Annotated in this window: 17 protein-coding genes, 1 rRNA gene and 1 other RNA gene (1 of these 19 running past the window's edge); 13 read left to right on the top strand and 6 right to left on the bottom strand. The window is 42.1% G+C overall.

Annotated features, from left to right (window positions below; genetic code table 11):
* Nucleotides 1-38 precede the first annotated feature (38 nt).
* The 5 genes from EGX73_RS08030 (at nucleotide 39) to ffs (ending at nucleotide 3,653) form a co-directional block, all read left to right on the top strand.
* Complete coding sequence (locus tag EGX73_RS08030) at nucleotides 39-674, top strand: YitT family protein (RefSeq protein WP_003128773.1); 636 nt, start codon at nucleotides 39-41, stop codon at nucleotides 672-674.
* A 308-nt stretch (nucleotides 675-982) separates the two neighbouring features.
* Complete coding sequence (locus EGX73_RS08035) at nucleotides 983-2,347, top strand: RsmB/NOP family class I SAM-dependent RNA methyltransferase (RefSeq protein WP_003128775.1); 1,365 nt, start codon at nucleotides 983-985, stop codon at nucleotides 2,345-2,347.
* A 68-nt stretch (nucleotides 2,348-2,415) separates the two neighbouring features.
* Nucleotides 2,416-2,751 (top strand): hypothetical protein, encoded by a 336-nt coding sequence (locus EGX73_RS08040; RefSeq protein WP_003128776.1) that lies wholly within the window; start codon nucleotides 2,416-2,418, stop codon nucleotides 2,749-2,751.
* 272 nt (nucleotides 2,752-3,023) lie between these two features.
* On the top strand, nucleotides 3,024-3,530 hold the full coding sequence (tadA, locus tag EGX73_RS08045; protein WP_005472626.1) for a tRNA adenosine(34) deaminase TadA: 507 nt from the start codon (nucleotides 3,024-3,026) through the stop codon (nucleotides 3,528-3,530).
* A 24-nt stretch (nucleotides 3,531-3,554) separates the two neighbouring features.
* Nucleotides 3,555-3,653, top strand: an RNA gene (ffs, locus tag EGX73_RS08050) — signal recognition particle sRNA small type.
* A gap of 312 nt (nucleotides 3,654-3,965) precedes the next feature.
* Here ffs and EGX73_RS08055 read toward each other — a convergent pair.
* Together EGX73_RS08055 and EGX73_RS08060 are read right to left on the bottom strand one after the other, a co-directional pair.
* Nucleotides 3,966-4,412, bottom strand: coding sequence for a GNAT family N-acetyltransferase (locus EGX73_RS08055; protein ID WP_005472624.1), 447 nt, complete (start codon nucleotides 4,410-4,412; stop codon nucleotides 3,966-3,968).
* A 177-nt stretch (nucleotides 4,413-4,589) separates the two neighbouring features.
* The gene (locus EGX73_RS08060) at nucleotides 4,590-4,841 is read right to left on the bottom strand and encodes a hypothetical protein (protein WP_005472623.1); all 252 of its coding nucleotides are present in this window, start codon (nucleotides 4,839-4,841) and stop codon (nucleotides 4,590-4,592) included.
* Nucleotides 4,842-5,032: 191 nt separating this feature from the next.
* Here EGX73_RS08060 and EGX73_RS08065 point away from each other — a divergent pair, with 191 nt between their 5' ends.
* The 4 genes from EGX73_RS08065 (at nucleotide 5,033) to EGX73_RS08080 (ending at nucleotide 8,521) form a co-directional block, all read left to right on the top strand.
* Nucleotides 5,033-6,412, top strand: coding sequence for a bifunctional UDP-sugar hydrolase/5'-nucleotidase (locus EGX73_RS08065; protein ID WP_005472621.1), 1,380 nt, complete (start codon nucleotides 5,033-5,035; stop codon nucleotides 6,410-6,412).
* An 85-nt stretch (nucleotides 6,413-6,497) separates the two neighbouring features.
* Complete coding sequence (locus EGX73_RS08070) at nucleotides 6,498-7,109, top strand: YutD family protein (RefSeq protein WP_003128781.1); 612 nt, start codon at nucleotides 6,498-6,500, stop codon at nucleotides 7,107-7,109.
* A gap of 3 nt (nucleotides 7,110-7,112) precedes the next feature.
* Nucleotides 7,113-7,883, top strand: coding sequence for a TIGR01457 family HAD-type hydrolase (locus tag EGX73_RS08075; RefSeq protein WP_003128782.1), 771 nt, complete (start codon nucleotides 7,113-7,115; stop codon nucleotides 7,881-7,883).
* Nucleotides 7,880-8,521, top strand: coding sequence for a TIGR01906 family membrane protein (locus EGX73_RS08080; RefSeq protein ID WP_003128784.1), 642 nt, complete (start codon nucleotides 7,880-7,882; stop codon nucleotides 8,519-8,521). Before EGX73_RS08075 ends, EGX73_RS08080 begins: the two co-directional genes overlap by 4 nt.
* A 145-nt stretch (nucleotides 8,522-8,666) precedes the next feature.
* Here EGX73_RS08080 and EGX73_RS08085 read toward each other — a convergent pair whose 3' ends face one another.
* The 3 genes from EGX73_RS08085 to EGX73_RS08095 all read right to left on the bottom strand — a co-directional run bounded on the left by EGX73_RS08085 (nucleotide 8,667) and on the right by EGX73_RS08095 (nucleotide 11,001).
* Complete coding sequence (locus tag EGX73_RS08085; RefSeq protein ID WP_003128785.1) at nucleotides 8,667-9,176, bottom strand: phosphatidylglycerophosphatase A; 510 nt, start codon at nucleotides 9,174-9,176, stop codon at nucleotides 8,667-8,669.
* Nucleotides 9,177-9,363: 187 nt separating this feature from the next.
* Nucleotides 9,364-10,020 carry a bis(5'-nucleosyl)-tetraphosphatase (symmetrical) YqeK gene (yqeK, locus tag EGX73_RS08090; RefSeq protein WP_029487259.1) on the bottom strand — a complete coding sequence of 219 codons (657 nt, stop codon included), beginning with the start codon at nucleotides 10,018-10,020 and terminating at the stop codon, nucleotides 9,364-9,366.
* A 3-nt stretch (nucleotides 10,021-10,023) separates the two neighbouring features.
* Nucleotides 10,024-11,001: an NAD(P)/FAD-dependent oxidoreductase gene (locus EGX73_RS08095; RefSeq protein ID WP_003128789.1), complete on the bottom strand. Its 978-nt coding sequence runs from the start codon at nucleotides 10,999-11,001 to the stop codon at nucleotides 10,024-10,026.
* 145 nt (nucleotides 11,002-11,146) lie between these two features.
* Between EGX73_RS08095 and EGX73_RS08100 the strand changes: the two genes are divergently transcribed.
* On the top strand, nucleotides 11,147-11,731 hold the full coding sequence (locus tag EGX73_RS08100; protein ID WP_003128790.1) for a peptidylprolyl isomerase: 585 nt from the start codon (nucleotides 11,147-11,149) through the stop codon (nucleotides 11,729-11,731).
* Nucleotides 11,732-11,755: 24 nt separating this feature from the next.
* Here the strand turns inward: EGX73_RS08100 and EGX73_RS08105 are convergent, their stop codons facing one another.
* On the bottom strand, nucleotides 11,756-12,934 hold the full coding sequence (locus EGX73_RS08105) for a MalY/PatB family protein (protein ID WP_029487258.1): 1,179 nt from the start codon (nucleotides 12,932-12,934) through the stop codon (nucleotides 11,756-11,758).
* 87 nt (nucleotides 12,935-13,021) lie between these two features.
* On the opposite strand from EGX73_RS08105, the gene EGX73_RS08110 reads away from it, so the two are divergent.
* The 3 genes from EGX73_RS08110 to EGX73_RS08120 all read left to right on the top strand — a co-directional run.
* Nucleotides 13,022-13,402 carry a CvfD/Ygs/GSP13 family RNA-binding post-transcriptional regulator gene (locus EGX73_RS08110; protein ID WP_123866868.1) on the top strand — a complete coding sequence of 127 codons (381 nt, stop codon included), beginning with the start codon at nucleotides 13,022-13,024 and terminating at the stop codon, nucleotides 13,400-13,402.
* 67 nt (nucleotides 13,403-13,469) lie between these two features.
* Complete coding sequence (locus EGX73_RS08115) at nucleotides 13,470-13,832, top strand: hypothetical protein (RefSeq protein ID WP_021149210.1); 363 nt, start codon at nucleotides 13,470-13,472, stop codon at nucleotides 13,830-13,832.
* A gap of 574 nt (nucleotides 13,833-14,406) precedes the next feature.
* Nucleotides 14,407-15,064 (top strand): 16S ribosomal RNA (locus tag EGX73_RS08120) (it continues 902 nt past the right edge of the window).

The raw sequence follows: 15,064 nt of genomic DNA on the forward strand, positions 1-15,064 counted from the left end.
AATTGTCGTTATAATAAAAAGAAAAAGGTGGGGAATAAATGAAAAAAGAAACATGGCTGCGGTCGCTTTTTGCGTTGATCGGGGTAGCTATCATCGGTTTTGGCGCCTCCTTGCTTCGCGTAGGTGGCGTCGGGCTGGATCCGTATACAGCTGCCAATATTGGAACAGGTGAACGGTTAGGTCTTTCATTAGGTGTTTATCAATTAATGATCAATCTCGTTTTGTTGATCTTGATTTTCTTTTTTGGTCGTCGGCATATTGGGATCGGCACAGTGATCAATATGGTCTTGACGGGCTTTTTTATTGATTTTTATACGAAAATCTTTGAACTTTTCGCAGTTTCTCCGGAAGGTTGGCTGCAAAAAGGGCTCTTTTTAGTGATCGGTATTCTGTTCTTTACCTTTGGTGCTTCCTTCTATATGTCAGCAAAAGTGGGAAGTGCGCCTTATGATGCGATCGCACCGACAATCGTTGATCGAACGAAAGCGAATTATCGGGTCGTCAGAGTGATCCAAGATGTGGCTTTTGCGACACTCGGCTGGATCACAGGTGGACCGATCGGGATTGGGACATTTATCAGTGCCTTTCTAGTTGGTCCGCTGATCAAGTTCTGGGATGATTACGCCTCAGTGCCGTTCATCGAAAAGACCATCAAGAAATCTTTATTTAAATGAGCGCGGACCTATCGAAACAACAATGATAAGTAGCAGATGATAGATACCAGCAGTACAAAAAAACACTGTAGATATGCTATTGATCGATTTCAACGATACCTACAGCAATAACGAAAGACTGTGACAAAATCAGCAGTGAATGGGCAATGGATAGCGTAAATCGTTTTCGAACGAACGATCCTTTGCTGACCTATTTTAGGTTTGATTTCCTTCTGTTGATTTTTGTCACATTTTTTTCAAAATTGCCTGACGCTACTTGCACAATCGCTGAGCACTCGCTATGATAAGAGAGCTTAGGAGGGATCATCTTGAAATTACCAGCAGCATTCATTACCAAATATCAGCAGTTACTAGGAGCCGAAGCGGCGGCCTTTTTTACTGCTTTAGAAACAGGGCATCCAGTAAAAGGATTTCGCTTGAATCCGTTGAAGCCACAAGCCGTCTCGATGCTGGAAATGTTTGGACCGGATAAAAGTCCAGCACCATACGCAATGAACGCCTATATTGGAGAAGTCAAAGGGAAATCACTGCTTCATCAAGCGGGGTATGTCTACAGTCAGGAACCAAGCGCGATGATCGTTGCGACGATCGCAGATGCACAACCAGGAGAAAAAGTGCTCGATCTTTGTGCAGCGCCTGGAGGGAAAACCACGCAATTAGCAAGTCAGATGCAAGGCAAAGGTTTATTGGTTTCCAATGAGATTTTTACTAAACGCGCAAAAATCTTATCGGAAAACGTTGAACGATGGGGGATCAGTAATGTGGTGGTGACGAACCATGCGCCGCAAGAACTGACGCCGCATTTTCCACAATTTTTTGACAAAATCGTGGTGGATGCTCCTTGCTCAGGAGAAGGAATGTTCCGCAAAGATCCTGTGGCCATCGCGGAATGGCAAGCTGATTCGCCACTGCAGTGCGCTCAGCGCCAGAAGGAGATTTTGGCTGAAGCGGTTGCGATGTTAAAGCCTGGCGGACAGTTGATCTACTCTACTTGCACGTTTGCACCTGAAGAAAATGAAGCCATCATTGAATGGCTGGTCTCAGCATATCCTTTTTCCATTGAACCGATTGAATTGGAAAATGTGTCTCATGGACGCCACGATTGGGCACCGATGAACGACATTGAAAAGACGATTCGGTTATGGCCTCACAAAAATCAAGGGGAAGGTCATTTTGCCGCAAAGCTGACCTATCTTGGATCGGAGAACATAGCCAAACCAAAGAAAACCAAAAAAACCAAAAAAGCTTCTGGGATTGATTCTGTCACGCGATCACTTTGGCAATCTTTCCAAGAAAACTATCCATTTTTAAAAGAGACTGCTGCCGATATCCAGCTTTTTGGGGATCATCTGTGGTTAGTACCTAGTGAATTACCATCACTAAAAGGGGTTCGCGTATTACGTCCAGGGCTTCACGTAGGGACTGTGAAAAAGAATCGTATCGAACCGAGTTTTGCATTGGCAATGGCGATCAAAGAAAATGATGAAGCACCTTTCTTGTCAATTGAGTTAGCTCAGTGGCAGAAGTACGTGGCTGGTGAAACGATTACGGTACCTGGAAATGAAGGCTGGGTCGTCTTGAAGGTGGCTGAGGTCCCGATTGGCTTCGGCAAACAAGTGCAAGGTGTGGTGAAAAACTTCTTCCCGAAAGGATTGCGGTTCACTCTGGAATAAACGAAATAGTATTTTTATTTGATCGGTCGTGCTATCATAGAAGTAGCAAATAAAGGGAGCTGATCGATATGAAAACATCAACAAAAGTAACGATTGGATTAAGTATTGCGGCAATTGCTGGCATCTCAACAGCAGTCGTTGTCTCAGACAAAGTCGTGAACAAAGTACGCTTCGCTTGCAACCGTCACAAAGTGAAAAAGTTTGTTGACGACAAATTTAATGGCAACGAAAAATTATTAGGTGTCGTCGATGATTTGACGGATAAAGATTTAGATGCATTGCTCGGCGTCATGAAGAAAGTCAAAGACAGCCGTCATAAAGTCTCGGTTTATGGAGATAACGTCAAAGATGCAACAGAGAATGTCAAAGACAAGTTGACTAGCTTTATTGATGCAGTCTTTTAAGCTAATATCTCCTTGGAGAAAATGCTGTTAGAAGCGGCCAGAAGATCGTTGAAAGAACCTGCCAGTGGTTGTCCTGCCATAGCAGTTGTTTGACTAGGCTTCATTTGGCGCTTCTTTTTTGTTCAGAGAAAAGGAAAATAGGAATTGGGAGCCATAGCAACTGGAACAGGTACGGCTACTGAATGACTGCGTTAAAAAATTGCCAGAGCTTTTCTATAGAGTCAGTGTCAGCTTTCCATGTTTATCCCAATTGAGAATTGAAAGGAATCATTTTGAAGAAAGAAAGTACCCTCACACAAAGTGAAAAAGAATATTTTATGCGTGAAGCACTGAAAGAAGCGCAAAAAGCGGAAGCAATCGCCGAAGTCCCCATCGGGGCAGTTGTCGTCTTAGAGGGGCAAATTATTGGCCGAGGACACAACTTGCGGGAAAAACAGCAAGAGGCAACAGCTCATGCCGAAATGTTTGCCATCCAACAAGCCTGCCAAGCCATCGAAAGCTGGCGCTTAGAACAAGCGCAGCTATTTGTTACATTGGAGCCTTGTCCTATGTGTAGTGGTGCAATGATGCTGGCTCGTGTCGAAGAAGTTTACTTTGGCGCCTACGATCCAAAAGGCGGTGCTGCCGGTTCTTTGCTGAATCTGTTGGAAGATGAGCGTTTCAACCATTGGTCCTACGTAGAAGGCGGGATCTTGGAAGAAGCGTGCGGGCAAGTGCTAAAAGATTTTTTTCGGGCATTGCGCCAAAAGAAAAAACAAAAAAAGTCTGGTAATCTATAGAAAAATACGTTATACTAAATTTTGCCGAAAGGCTAGGACAATGGAGGTCTTGTGAAGCGTGTCAGATCCGGAAGGAAGCAGCACTAAGCAGGAGTCTCCATGTGTCTGATTTTTTTTAATTAACTATTAGCTGATGAAAATCAGCTTTTTTTGTTGCCAAAAAGCAGAACTGCGACTTCTCTAAGTGAGTTCTTCTGAGGGGGTAGACAAACGCCCTTTTTTTATATCCTTCATTCAATAATAAATAAAAAAAGGGGCTGTGCCATAAGTCTCCTACAAGTGAAATCCGAACATGATATAGTATTGCTCTTGCGGTGCAGGGGTTCCTCGTCGCAAAAGTCAGAGGAATCTATCGCAATAGAATATGATACGGTTTCACTTGTTGGATGATGACTTATGGCATAACCTCTTGCTAAAAAGTAACTACTGGAATAGTTATCTGTCTAATCTCATATAAATTAGTGGATATGGATTGCCTTGTTCGTCAAACGCTGTTTTTTTATAAACTTCAAATCCCATGTGTTCATAAAAATCTTTTGCAAGCGGGTTTTGTTCATTCACTGCTAAATCATTAACCAAATATTTTTCTATGCCGTATGTAAGCAATTCTTTGCCTAACCCTTTTCCTCTTTCTTCGTTAGCAATAAAAAGCATTTCAAGATGTTGCTCCACGATCCCCATAAAGCCAACAGGTGCTTGATTTTCGTTTTCTATGAGAATTAAATAGGGGATTTCTTTTAATGCTTGTGGTACATACGTCTTGATTTCTTCTATTTCATGATCTGATAGAAAGAGATGCGTTGCTCTTACAGCACTTTCCCAAATGGTTAATAGCTGTTCTATCAATGGTGCCGTTCTTTCTTTTACCTCTATAATTTTCAAGTTCTTGACCTCCAAAACCTCCGATTTTTTTAATTATATCAAAGAAAAAAGATAAAAACGAAGTGCTGTATATCCAACAGATATACAGCACTTCATGACACGAATGAAGTTAGTTGCAGTCTGAGAACCACTACACCTATAAGCGAGGGGTTCTATTATTGTTTGTAGCAGATCGAATTAGATATAGTCTTCATGCCGAGGGCCATTCCTGCGGATCTCTTCTTGTTCTTCAGCGGATAATTCAGTGAAGATATCACTACCGTCTAAAAACGTGTTCCAATCTGTCCCCATCATCTCATGAAGTGTCTCTGGATCCTCGTCGGATAAACGATGGGAGGTCTCTCCATCCACCGTTTGTTGTTTCTCAGAGGAAGAAGTGTACTTGTGGCCAAAAAGTTTTTCCCACTCTGCTCGTAACTGTTCTAACATCGAAATCCCTCCTTTTTTTTTATTGTAGCACAAGGTCTTTAGAAAGGCGGTCCAAACGCTGGAAACAAAACCTGAATCGAAAAGCATCCCTCTGGTACCTCGCAAAAATTGTGCTATTCTAATAGTAGTTGGAACATTAAGCTGAAGACTTATCAAATAGCCGACAGCAAATGGGTGAGAAGAGGGATAAGATGGAAAAAATCACGCTAGTACACACGAATGATTTGCATTCACATCTGGAGCATTGGCCTAAGATCCGCCGTTATCTTAATCAACGGAAGCAAGAAGCAGATTCGAGTCAAGAAACAGTGATTTCTTTGGATCTAGGAGATTTTGTGGATCGGTGGCATCCATTGACTGAAGCAACGAACGGACAAGCCAATATTGAGCTGATGAACCAAGGACACTATGATGCAGTGACTATTGGCAACAATGAAGGTGTGGGAAATTCCAAAGAAGAGCTTCAGCATCTTTATGATCAAGCGGAGTTTCCTATCTTATTGGCGAACCTTTTCGATAAGAATGATTTGAAACCACCAAAATGGCGGCAGGATTACCAGATCATCGAAACGAATCAAGGGACGAAAGTCGGGCTGATTGCTTTTACGGCACCCTTTCCTTTGACCTATTCACCAAACGGCTGGGATATTCGTGAACCCTTGGAATTGCTGCCTTTATTGATCAATCATTTGCAGCCCCAAGTCGATATTTTAGTCTTGATGAGTCATTTGGGAATCAATGCAGATCGAGCGATCGCGGCTGAGTTTCCTCAGTTGGATGTGATTTTAGGCTCTCATACGCATCACTTATTCGAGACCGGCGAAATCGTCAATGGCGTACAATTGGCAGCAGCGGGGAAATTTGGCTTTTATATTGGTGAAGTAACGATTAAGTTAGATGATCAAGGGCAAACTATCGAGCGTTCTGCCCGAGTGATCCCTACAGAGCAGCTTTTAGCTTTTCCGCAAGATGAAGAAGAGATTGCTGGTTATCTTTCTATTGGTCATCGTTTGCTGAAAACGAAACAAGTCGCACAACTTCCGTGGGCGCTTCGTTGTGAAGGGAACGAAGATTCGATTATCCAAGAAGCATTGGCGGCGCTTTGTGTTAGAGGACAAACGGAAGCTGCTGTGTTGAATAGCGGTTTGTTTTTAGGTGATTTACCGGCAGGGCGCATCGACCAGGATCAACTGCATACCATCTTGCCTCATCCGATGCACTTGATTCGAGTGACATTGAAGGGAGCAGATGTGATCCGTTTTGTTTTAGAAATGGAAAAAAATCGGCGCTTTTTACGGAACTATCCAATTGTTGGGATGGGATTTCGTGGGAAAATATTTGGTGAACTGGTTTATAAGGGGATCTCTTATGATGCCATCAATCACCAAGTATTGTGGCAAAACAAAGTAATCAATCCGGTGGAAGAATACCAGATCACATTAGTGGATCATTATTTGTTTATTCCTTTTTTTCCCACGATCGAGATAGCCGGACGCTGTGAATTTTTATTTCCAGAATTTATTCGTACGGTCTTTGGCAGCTACTTAGCACATAAATATCCGATCCAGTAATGAAAAAGTCGGAGGGGAATCTGATACAAGCACGACTATCATTACGTATTAAAACAAGGTATAATAGACAACAGGTGGTGAAAAGATGACCGAAAAACAAACAATTACAGACGAGATCACTTCGGTACTCGAGGAGATCATCGAAGAACCAGAGAAACAGCCGCAAAAAGGCGAACTGGTTACGCTTGTTAATGAAGATGAATTATTGATCGGTACACGCCAATACAAATTGGTGGTAGATTATCGCGAAGGATTTGATCCCCAAAAATTGGGCGAACGGTACAGTGAAGTATTGGCTCGCTACGATTACATCGTAGGGGATTGGGGTTATGAACAGTTGCGTCTAAAAGGTTTTTTTGACAAAGACAATCGCAAAGCATTACCGGATCAGCGGATCGACATGCTAGAGGATTATTTATATGAATACTGTAATTTCGGTTGCGCTTATTTTGTAATTCAACGAGTTGGCGGCAAGAAAGAAAAGAGTACGACCCGACGCCGTAAAAAGAAACCAGCAGCTCAAAGCAATCAAACACGTCCGGCACACATCGATGAGAAACAAGAAGTTGTTTCTCAAAAACAGGTGAAGCCAACGATTAAAAATCGAAAACCAAAAGAAAAAAAGGCGCGATCGACAGAAACGACAGTGAAAAAAACAAATAAAAAAGAATTCACGATCCGTCAACGGGAAGAGTAATTTATGAAATATAAGGGATATTTGATTGATTTAGATGGCACGATCTATTTAGGGAAAGAGCCGATACCAGCAGGCAAACGCTTCGTTGAAGCTTTGCAGAAAAAGGAATTGCCTTTCCTTTTTGTCACAAATAATACGACCCGCAGTCCAGAAACAGTCGCACAACGATTAGCGGATGAATTCGCCATTCATGTGGCGCCTGCAACAATTTATACGGCAAGTTTGGCGACGATCGACTTTATGAAAGACCACGGTCGCGGCAATAAAGTCTTTGTGATCGGCGAAGCAGGATTGATCGACTTGATTTTAGCGGCCGGTTTTGAATGGGATGACCAAAATCCGGATTATGTCGTCGTTGGTTTAGACAATGATGTCACCTACGAAAAGTTTGTCTTAGCCACATTAGCGATTCAAAAAGGGGCTACCTTTATCGGCACCAATCCAGATAAAAATATCCCTACCGAACGGGGATTGTTACCTGGAGCCGGTTCTTTGATCGCAATGGTGGAGACTGCGACACAGACACCGCCGATTTTCATCGGTAAACCGGAAGCAATTATTATGGACAAAGCCGTGGCACACCTTGGTTTACCAAAAGAGGAAGTCATTATGGTGGGAGATAACTATGAGACGGATATTTGCTCGGGGATTCGGAATGGCATTGATTCCCTATTGGTACTATCCGGTTTTACACCGAAATCTGCTGTGCCTCGTTTACCGGAACCCCCAACTTATGTCATTGATTCCTTAGATGAATGGGATTTTGACCAATGAGAAAACAAGTATGGATCGAGCGGCTAGGGATGCTGTGTTTGTTTTTATTTCTGATCAGCTTAGCAATTACGGTAACGATCAATTTTCGCTGGCTATATCATTTTGATATTCAACAGTTGAATATTTTAGATTATACCGACATTTCAAAAGAAGAATTGATAAAAAATTATGGGTTGTTGCTGGATTTCTTGAACAATCCATTGAATACGACATTAGCTTTGCCAGATTTTCCGATGTCAGCGGCAGGAGCTGGACATTTCTATGATGTGAAGAAACTATTTTTATTAAACTATGGTGTACTGCTCGTAACGTTGATCCCCAGTTTCATGCTTCTTAGATCTTTTTGGAAAAATGATCAGCGCTGGCGGTTGTTGCGACCATTGCAGTGGGGGATGCTGCTGCCGATTTTCTTTGGTTTCTTGATGGCAATCGGGTTTGATCGATTTTTTGTGACGTTTCATGAGATTTTCTTCAATAATGACGATTGGCTTTTTGATCCAGTAACGGATCCCATCATCAATGTTCTGCCGGAGACGTTCTTCATGCACTGTTTTATTTTATTTTTTGTACTGATTGAACTGTTTTTCTTTGTGATTTACTGGTGGGCAAAACAAAGTCAAAAAAAGACTATTTCATAAGTGAGAAAAGACCTAGAGGATAGCGGGAACGTCAGTCATACTGGCGTTCCTTGCTAGTATCGCGTAACGATTTACACGGTAGTCCCTTCAGGTGTTTCAGACTTGTGGGATAGTCTTTTTTCGATAGTAGCTGATTTTTACAAGTTTATTGAGTGATGTAATGAGACTTGCTTGGATGCTGGTGCGCCAAACGACTAGCTGCCGAAGCTGCGATTGCACCTACAATATCATCTAAGAATGTATGGACCCGGGGGCCTTCATGACTGTTTAATTCTTTTAAAATACCTGGCTTCACTTTATCGATGTAGCCATAGTTGGTGAAACCGATCGAACCGTAGACATTGACAATGGAAAGTGCCAAAATCTCATCAATACCATACAACCCTTCATCATCTTTGACGATTTCCTGCAATGGATGCAAAAGGCTGTTTTCTTCTGCCAATATATCTAACTGGATACCAGTCAAAATCGTGTTGTGAACCTCACGTTTACTGAGGACTGCGTTCACACTTTCAATGCACATATCTAATGTAATACCTTCGATATAATCTTTTTGTAAAAATAAAACAAGTTCGCCGATATCCTGAAGTGATACGCCGCGCTCTGAAAGTAGTTCTCTTGCCTTATCTTCAAGTGTTTTATTCTCTAATACCATGTGATTCCCTCCAATTCTTTTCTCTTACTTCTATCCTATCTTATCTTGCCCGTGGAATCAAAAAATACCGACGAACAGCAACGTAGTCGTTTCTGAACTGTATGAAAAAAAGTCGCAGAGAAATCCTGCGACCGTTCTTTTTATAGCTTTTTTCCTTTTTTATACTAGCTCTTTTTTAAGCTGTTTTTTAATATAGTAGTTTTTGCTTTTTTGGTTTTTTTAATATAGTAGTTTTTGCTTTTTTGGTAAGTAGCTTTTTTTGCAATTGTTGTTTTGCGGCAACTGCCCAAGGGTGGGCCACTAGCAAATCACCAGCAAACAGCCAGTCAAGATAACATAATGCTGCCGCTTCTAAAGAGTTATCAAGTGCAGCCAGTAGCTCCTCTAAAAAAGGTGCCGCATCTGCGCGATCCCATTCGATTTTATCTGCTAGGAAAACAATGAGATCCAGCTTTGAAAAATTTTCCTTAAGTGTCGTGTGGCAGGTAATGGCAGACAAAATCTCAGGGTCAGTGATCCCAAAGAGCTCTTTTGCCAAAGTAGCCGATTGTTTTTGATGCAGCAATAATGGTACTTTTCTTTCTTCCGGCACTATCTCCAAACCGTAATATTCTTGAAATGCGAGACGTTCATCATTGGGAATGACCACGCTGATATCATGAAACAATCCAGCAATCGTTGCTTTCTGGCAGTCGCCACCGAAACGTTTGGCAAGTTGCTCAGCGGCATTGGCTACTTCGAGATGATGTTGGACAGTCGATACTTGGTCAAAGGCTTCTAAGTAAACACGCATTTGGTTTGCAAGGGACGCATCAGGTAAATCAATTTTATACCGACTCAGCATGGTCTACTCCTTGAACAAACTAGTGCTGTGGGCAGGTTGTGTCCGGTTTTTAGGATCAATGTAATGAAGCGCATTGTTGACGGCAGTGGGGGCTTCCCCGAAACCAGTAGCAATCAAATCTACTTTGCCATCGTATAAGACCACATCCCCGCAAGCGTAGATTCCTGGAATGGATGTCCGCATATCTGATGTAACGAATACGCCTTGTCGAGTGCTTTTTAGTCCCCACTCTTTAATGTTCAAAGTCGAAGAAAAACCGTAATTAACGATCAAAGAGTCCACTTGCAAGGAAACAGATTCATCTCCTTTGACTTGCTGCAAAGCAATTTCAGTTAGACGTTTTTCTCCACTGATATCCTGGATAACATAGGGAGTTAGAATGTTGACAGAAGAAGCGCGCAGTTTGTTGACACTATGTTCATGCGCTCGAAATTCTGGGCGACGATGGATCAAATAAACTTCACTAGCGATTGGTTCAAGCATGAGCGCCCAGTCAATCGCTGAATCGCCACCCCCAGCGATAGCAACTTTGCGGCCCGCATACTTCATCAAGTCAGTTACGAAATAGTCGAGTCCATTGCCTTCAAAACGTTCACTGTCGGGTATAGACAGTTTTCTTGGCTGGAAGGAACCATTGCCTAAGGCTAAAATCACTGCTTTGGAATAGTGATTGCCTTTATCTGTGATCAGTTCTAGGTAGTCTTCGTGCTTTTCGATCTGTAAGACGGTTTCCTCCAAACAGTATTGATGATTGAAGGTAGTCAGTTGCTTTTCAAGATTTTGAACCAATTCACCGGCTTTGATCTTTGGATAACCCGGAATATCATATATATATTTCTCAGGATAGAGCGTGGCCAATTGGCCGCCTAGCTGAGGCAGACTGTCGATCAGTTTGGTTTTTGCGTTGCGCATACCGGCGTAGAAGGCAGAGAACATGCCGCTCGGCCCAGCACCAACGATGGTAATATCATATATCTCCATAGTGCATCTCCCTCTGTTGATTGATTATTCTACAGTATCACCTGGACGAATAGCTTCATTATAGCAAAAATTGTCTTAACTAGCATTTTTTCATTTTTCTGCTATCATTGTTTTAGTATTTAGTATAAACAAGGAGGCGTTAAGTGTGTCTGAATTTCCACAGCTACATTTAAAAGAAACAGGTCATAAAGCAGTTATCAAAACGAATCGGGGAGATATCACAGTAGTGCTCTTTCCAGAATTGGCCCCAAAAACCGTGAAAAACTTCGTCGAACTTGCCCAAAAAGGATATTACGACGGTATCATTTTCCACCGCGTTATTCCTGATTTTATGATTCAAGGCGGCGATCCTACCGGTACTGGTATGGGTGGCGAAAGTATTTACGGGGGCAGCTTCGAAGATGAGTTTTCAAAAGAGCTCTTCAATCTTCGCGGAGCATTATCAATGGCTAATGCCGGCCCAAATACAAACGGCAGCCAATTCTTTATTGTCAACAATCAAAACGTACCAGCGAATATGCTTGGTCAATTAGAGGGAGCAGGTTATCCTTCCGAAGTGATCGAAGCATATCAACAAGGTGGAACGCCATGGTTAGACTTCCGTCACACTGTTTTTGGTCATGTTGTAGATGGCATGGATGTAGTGGACGAAATCGCAAACGTTCAACGAGGACCGCAAGACCGTCCTGTTCATGATGTTGTGATCGAAACAATTGAAATCAGTGCATAAAAAAGAACCCCGCGGGGTTCTTTTTTATTGTTTCAGTTCTGTGAATGCAGCAGCAATTTGCAGGAGACCTTTTTGCAGCGTTTCTCGAGGACAAGCCAAGTTGATCCGCATATGTTGCGTTCCGGATGGGCCAAAGTTGATACCTGGATTCAAGACCACTTTTGCTTCTTTGATCAATTTGCGTTGTAACTCTCGGTCAGAAAGACCGTAGGCAGAGAAGTCTAGCCACATAAGATAGGTGCCTTCTGGCTTTTGAAACTTGATTTCAGGTAATTTTTCTACCAAAAACTCACAGGTCCATTCGATATTGGCTGAAAGATAGTTAAGCAATTCATCCAGCCATGCTTCTGACTCTCGATAGGCTGCTTCTGTTGCTACAATACCGAATGTATTGATTTCACTTTGAACATTTTTTTCTTGAACAGTTATGAATTGTTTTTTCAAATCCGGATTTTTGATAAAGATCATTGAATTTTTGATGCCGGCCAAGTTGAATGTTTTGGTTGCTGAAGTTAAAACAATGGAGAAATCAGCAAAAACAGGATCAACTGTCTGAAATGAAACAAATGTATTCGGAGCAAAAACGATGTCTTGATGGATTTCATCGCTGACCACGAGAACATGATGTTTTTGACAGATCGACCCAATTGTTTGCAGCTCCTCTTTTGTCCACACACGACCACCAGGATTGTGTGGATTACACAAAATCATCAGTTTGACATGGTTATCTACAATAGCAGATTCCATTGCAACGGAATCGATTTCGAAATGCCCGTTTTTTTCGATCAACGGGTTGCGCACAAGTTGACGCTGATTTTTTTCAACAACGTCAGCAAATGGTGGGTACACTGGATCATGAATCATTACACTGTCGCCTTCATTGGTATAGCTCTGCACAGCTAATGCGAGACTAGGGACAACACCACTGTTGAACAAAATCTCCTCTTTTTGTAGCGAGTAGTTGTGTTTTCGTTCTTGCCAAGAAATGATTGCTTCGTACAAACTTTCAGGGAAAACAGTATAGCCGTAAATTCCTTGATCAATCACTTGCTGCAGGGCATTCTTGACCGGCTTAGGTGCCAAAAAATCCATGTCGGCTACCCATAACGGCAGTAAACCTTCTTCCTTATAGGTCGTAGCAATACTGTCCCACTTTACACTATTGGTATTTAACCGTGAATGGACATTGTCAAAATTCGTCATATGTACCCCTCCTAGATCGTTTTTTTCTACTACTTCAAATCTAACACTAGTTCAAGTATAATAAAAGATGAAAAGAGAGGAAATCATATGGACTATCAAATCGGAACTATTATTGACGGAACGGTCACAGGTATACAACCATACGGCGCCTTTGTGTCGCTCGATAAAGAAACACAAGGCTTGATCCATGTTTCTGAGATCCAGTCTGGATACACGAAGAATATTCATGATGTTTTGCAAGTGGGCCAGGAGGTGCGCGTACAGATTATCGATATCGATGAATATAGCCAAAAAATCAGTCTGTCCCGCAGAACATTAGAACAAAAATTTGTTCAGCTTTCTTATAAGCGCAAAAGGTATTTTACGAATAAAAACAAACGAATCGGTTTTCGGACGATTGCTGAAGCCTTACCAAAGTGGACAGCAGAAGCCAAAGAGATGCTGGAAAAAGAAAACGGAAAGAGATAATCGTGCATATTTTCTGAAAATGTGCTAAAATTGATTTACAATCAGTTGAATAACCGAGGTGGGTATTTTGGGATCCAAAAAAGTGGCAGGAACAGTTATGATGCACTTGGCAAATGGCTCGAAAAAGTTTTTGATGCAGACGCACGAAGGTACCGCAGAACTGGCATCTACAGACTTCTCTGAAGATAAGACCGGTCTAGCAAATATTTTACAATTGTTTAAAGACAGTATTCATTTAGACGTGACAGCGATCGATCTTGTTGAATTAACCAATGGATCGATTGATGCTGAGAATATTCCACTTTTTGTTTTTGAAACCCAAGAATCAGGACAAGACAAACAACTACCTGATGGTTATGCGTGGGAAGAACCGAATGTTTTCAGACAAATTATTGAAGATTACAAAATAGAAGGTATGCCATTCTTCTAATCAAATGGATAGAAGACAACTACATAAAAAAGCCGTTGATACGGCTTTTTTTCTTTTCAGAAAATTTATTGGAGAAAAACAGAAAATATGCTTGACCCTCAGAGAGAATAATGGTAAATTTATCAACGTTGGCAAAACACACCGACAGTCAAAACCTTTCAAAAAAACTTTTTGAAAAAAGGGCTTGACCAAAACGGAAACAGATGATATTATAACGAAGTCGCAAATTTAAGAAATCAATTTGATGCTGATGCAGCAACAAAAAAGATTGAAAAAAGTTGTTGACAAATAACAATTCATTTGTTATTCTAATGAAGTCGCTGATGACGCACAGGAAGTTGTTGAATAAACACTTTCGAAAAAAACTTTTAAAAAAAGAGTTGACATTCACTTGTTGATCTGATATGATTTAAAAGTTGCTAACGCAGCGCAGTAGACCTTTGAAAACTGAACAAAGCAAGCAAACGAACCAATGTGTAGGGCGCTTCATTTATGAAGCAAAATACATGCAAGCAATAGCTAGCAAAGTTAATTTTATTTGAGCTTAACGATCCTATGGATCGTTCAAACAAATCATTATGAGAGTTTGATCCTGGCTCAGGACGAACGCTGGCGGCGTGCCTAATACATGCAAGTCGAACGCTTTTTCTTTCACCGGAGCTTGCTCCACCGAAAGAAAAAGAGTGGCGAACGGGTGAGTAACACGTGGGTAACCTGCCCATCAGAAGGGGATAACACTTGGAAACAGGTGCTAATACCGTATAACACTATTTTCCGCATGGAAGAAAGTTGAAAGGCGCTTTTGCGTCACTGATGGATGGACCCGCGGTGCATTAGCTAGTTGGTGAGGTAACGGCTCACCAAGGCCACGATGCATAGCCGACCTGAGAGGGTGATCGGCCACACTGGGACTGAGACACGGCCCAGACTCCTACGGGAGGCAGCAGTAGGGAATCTTCGGCAATGGACGAAAGTCTGACCGAGCAACGCCGCGTGAGTGAAGAAGGTTTTCGGATCGTAAAACTCTGTTGTTAGAGAAGAACAAGGATGAGAGTAGAACGTTCATCCCTTGACGGTATCTAACCAGAAAGCCACGGCTAACTACGTGCCAGCAGCCGCGGTAATACGTAGGTGGCAAGCGTTGTCCGGATTTATTGGGCGTAAAGCGAGCGCAGGCGGTTTCTTAAGTCTGATGTGAAAGCCCCCGGCTCAACCGGGGAGGGTCATTGGAA

Origin of the sequence: Enterococcus sp. FDAARGOS_553 (assembly GCF_003812305.1) — a bacterium.
Classification (GTDB): Bacteria; Bacillota; Bacilli; order Lactobacillales; family Enterococcaceae; genus Enterococcus_D; species Enterococcus_D gallinarum.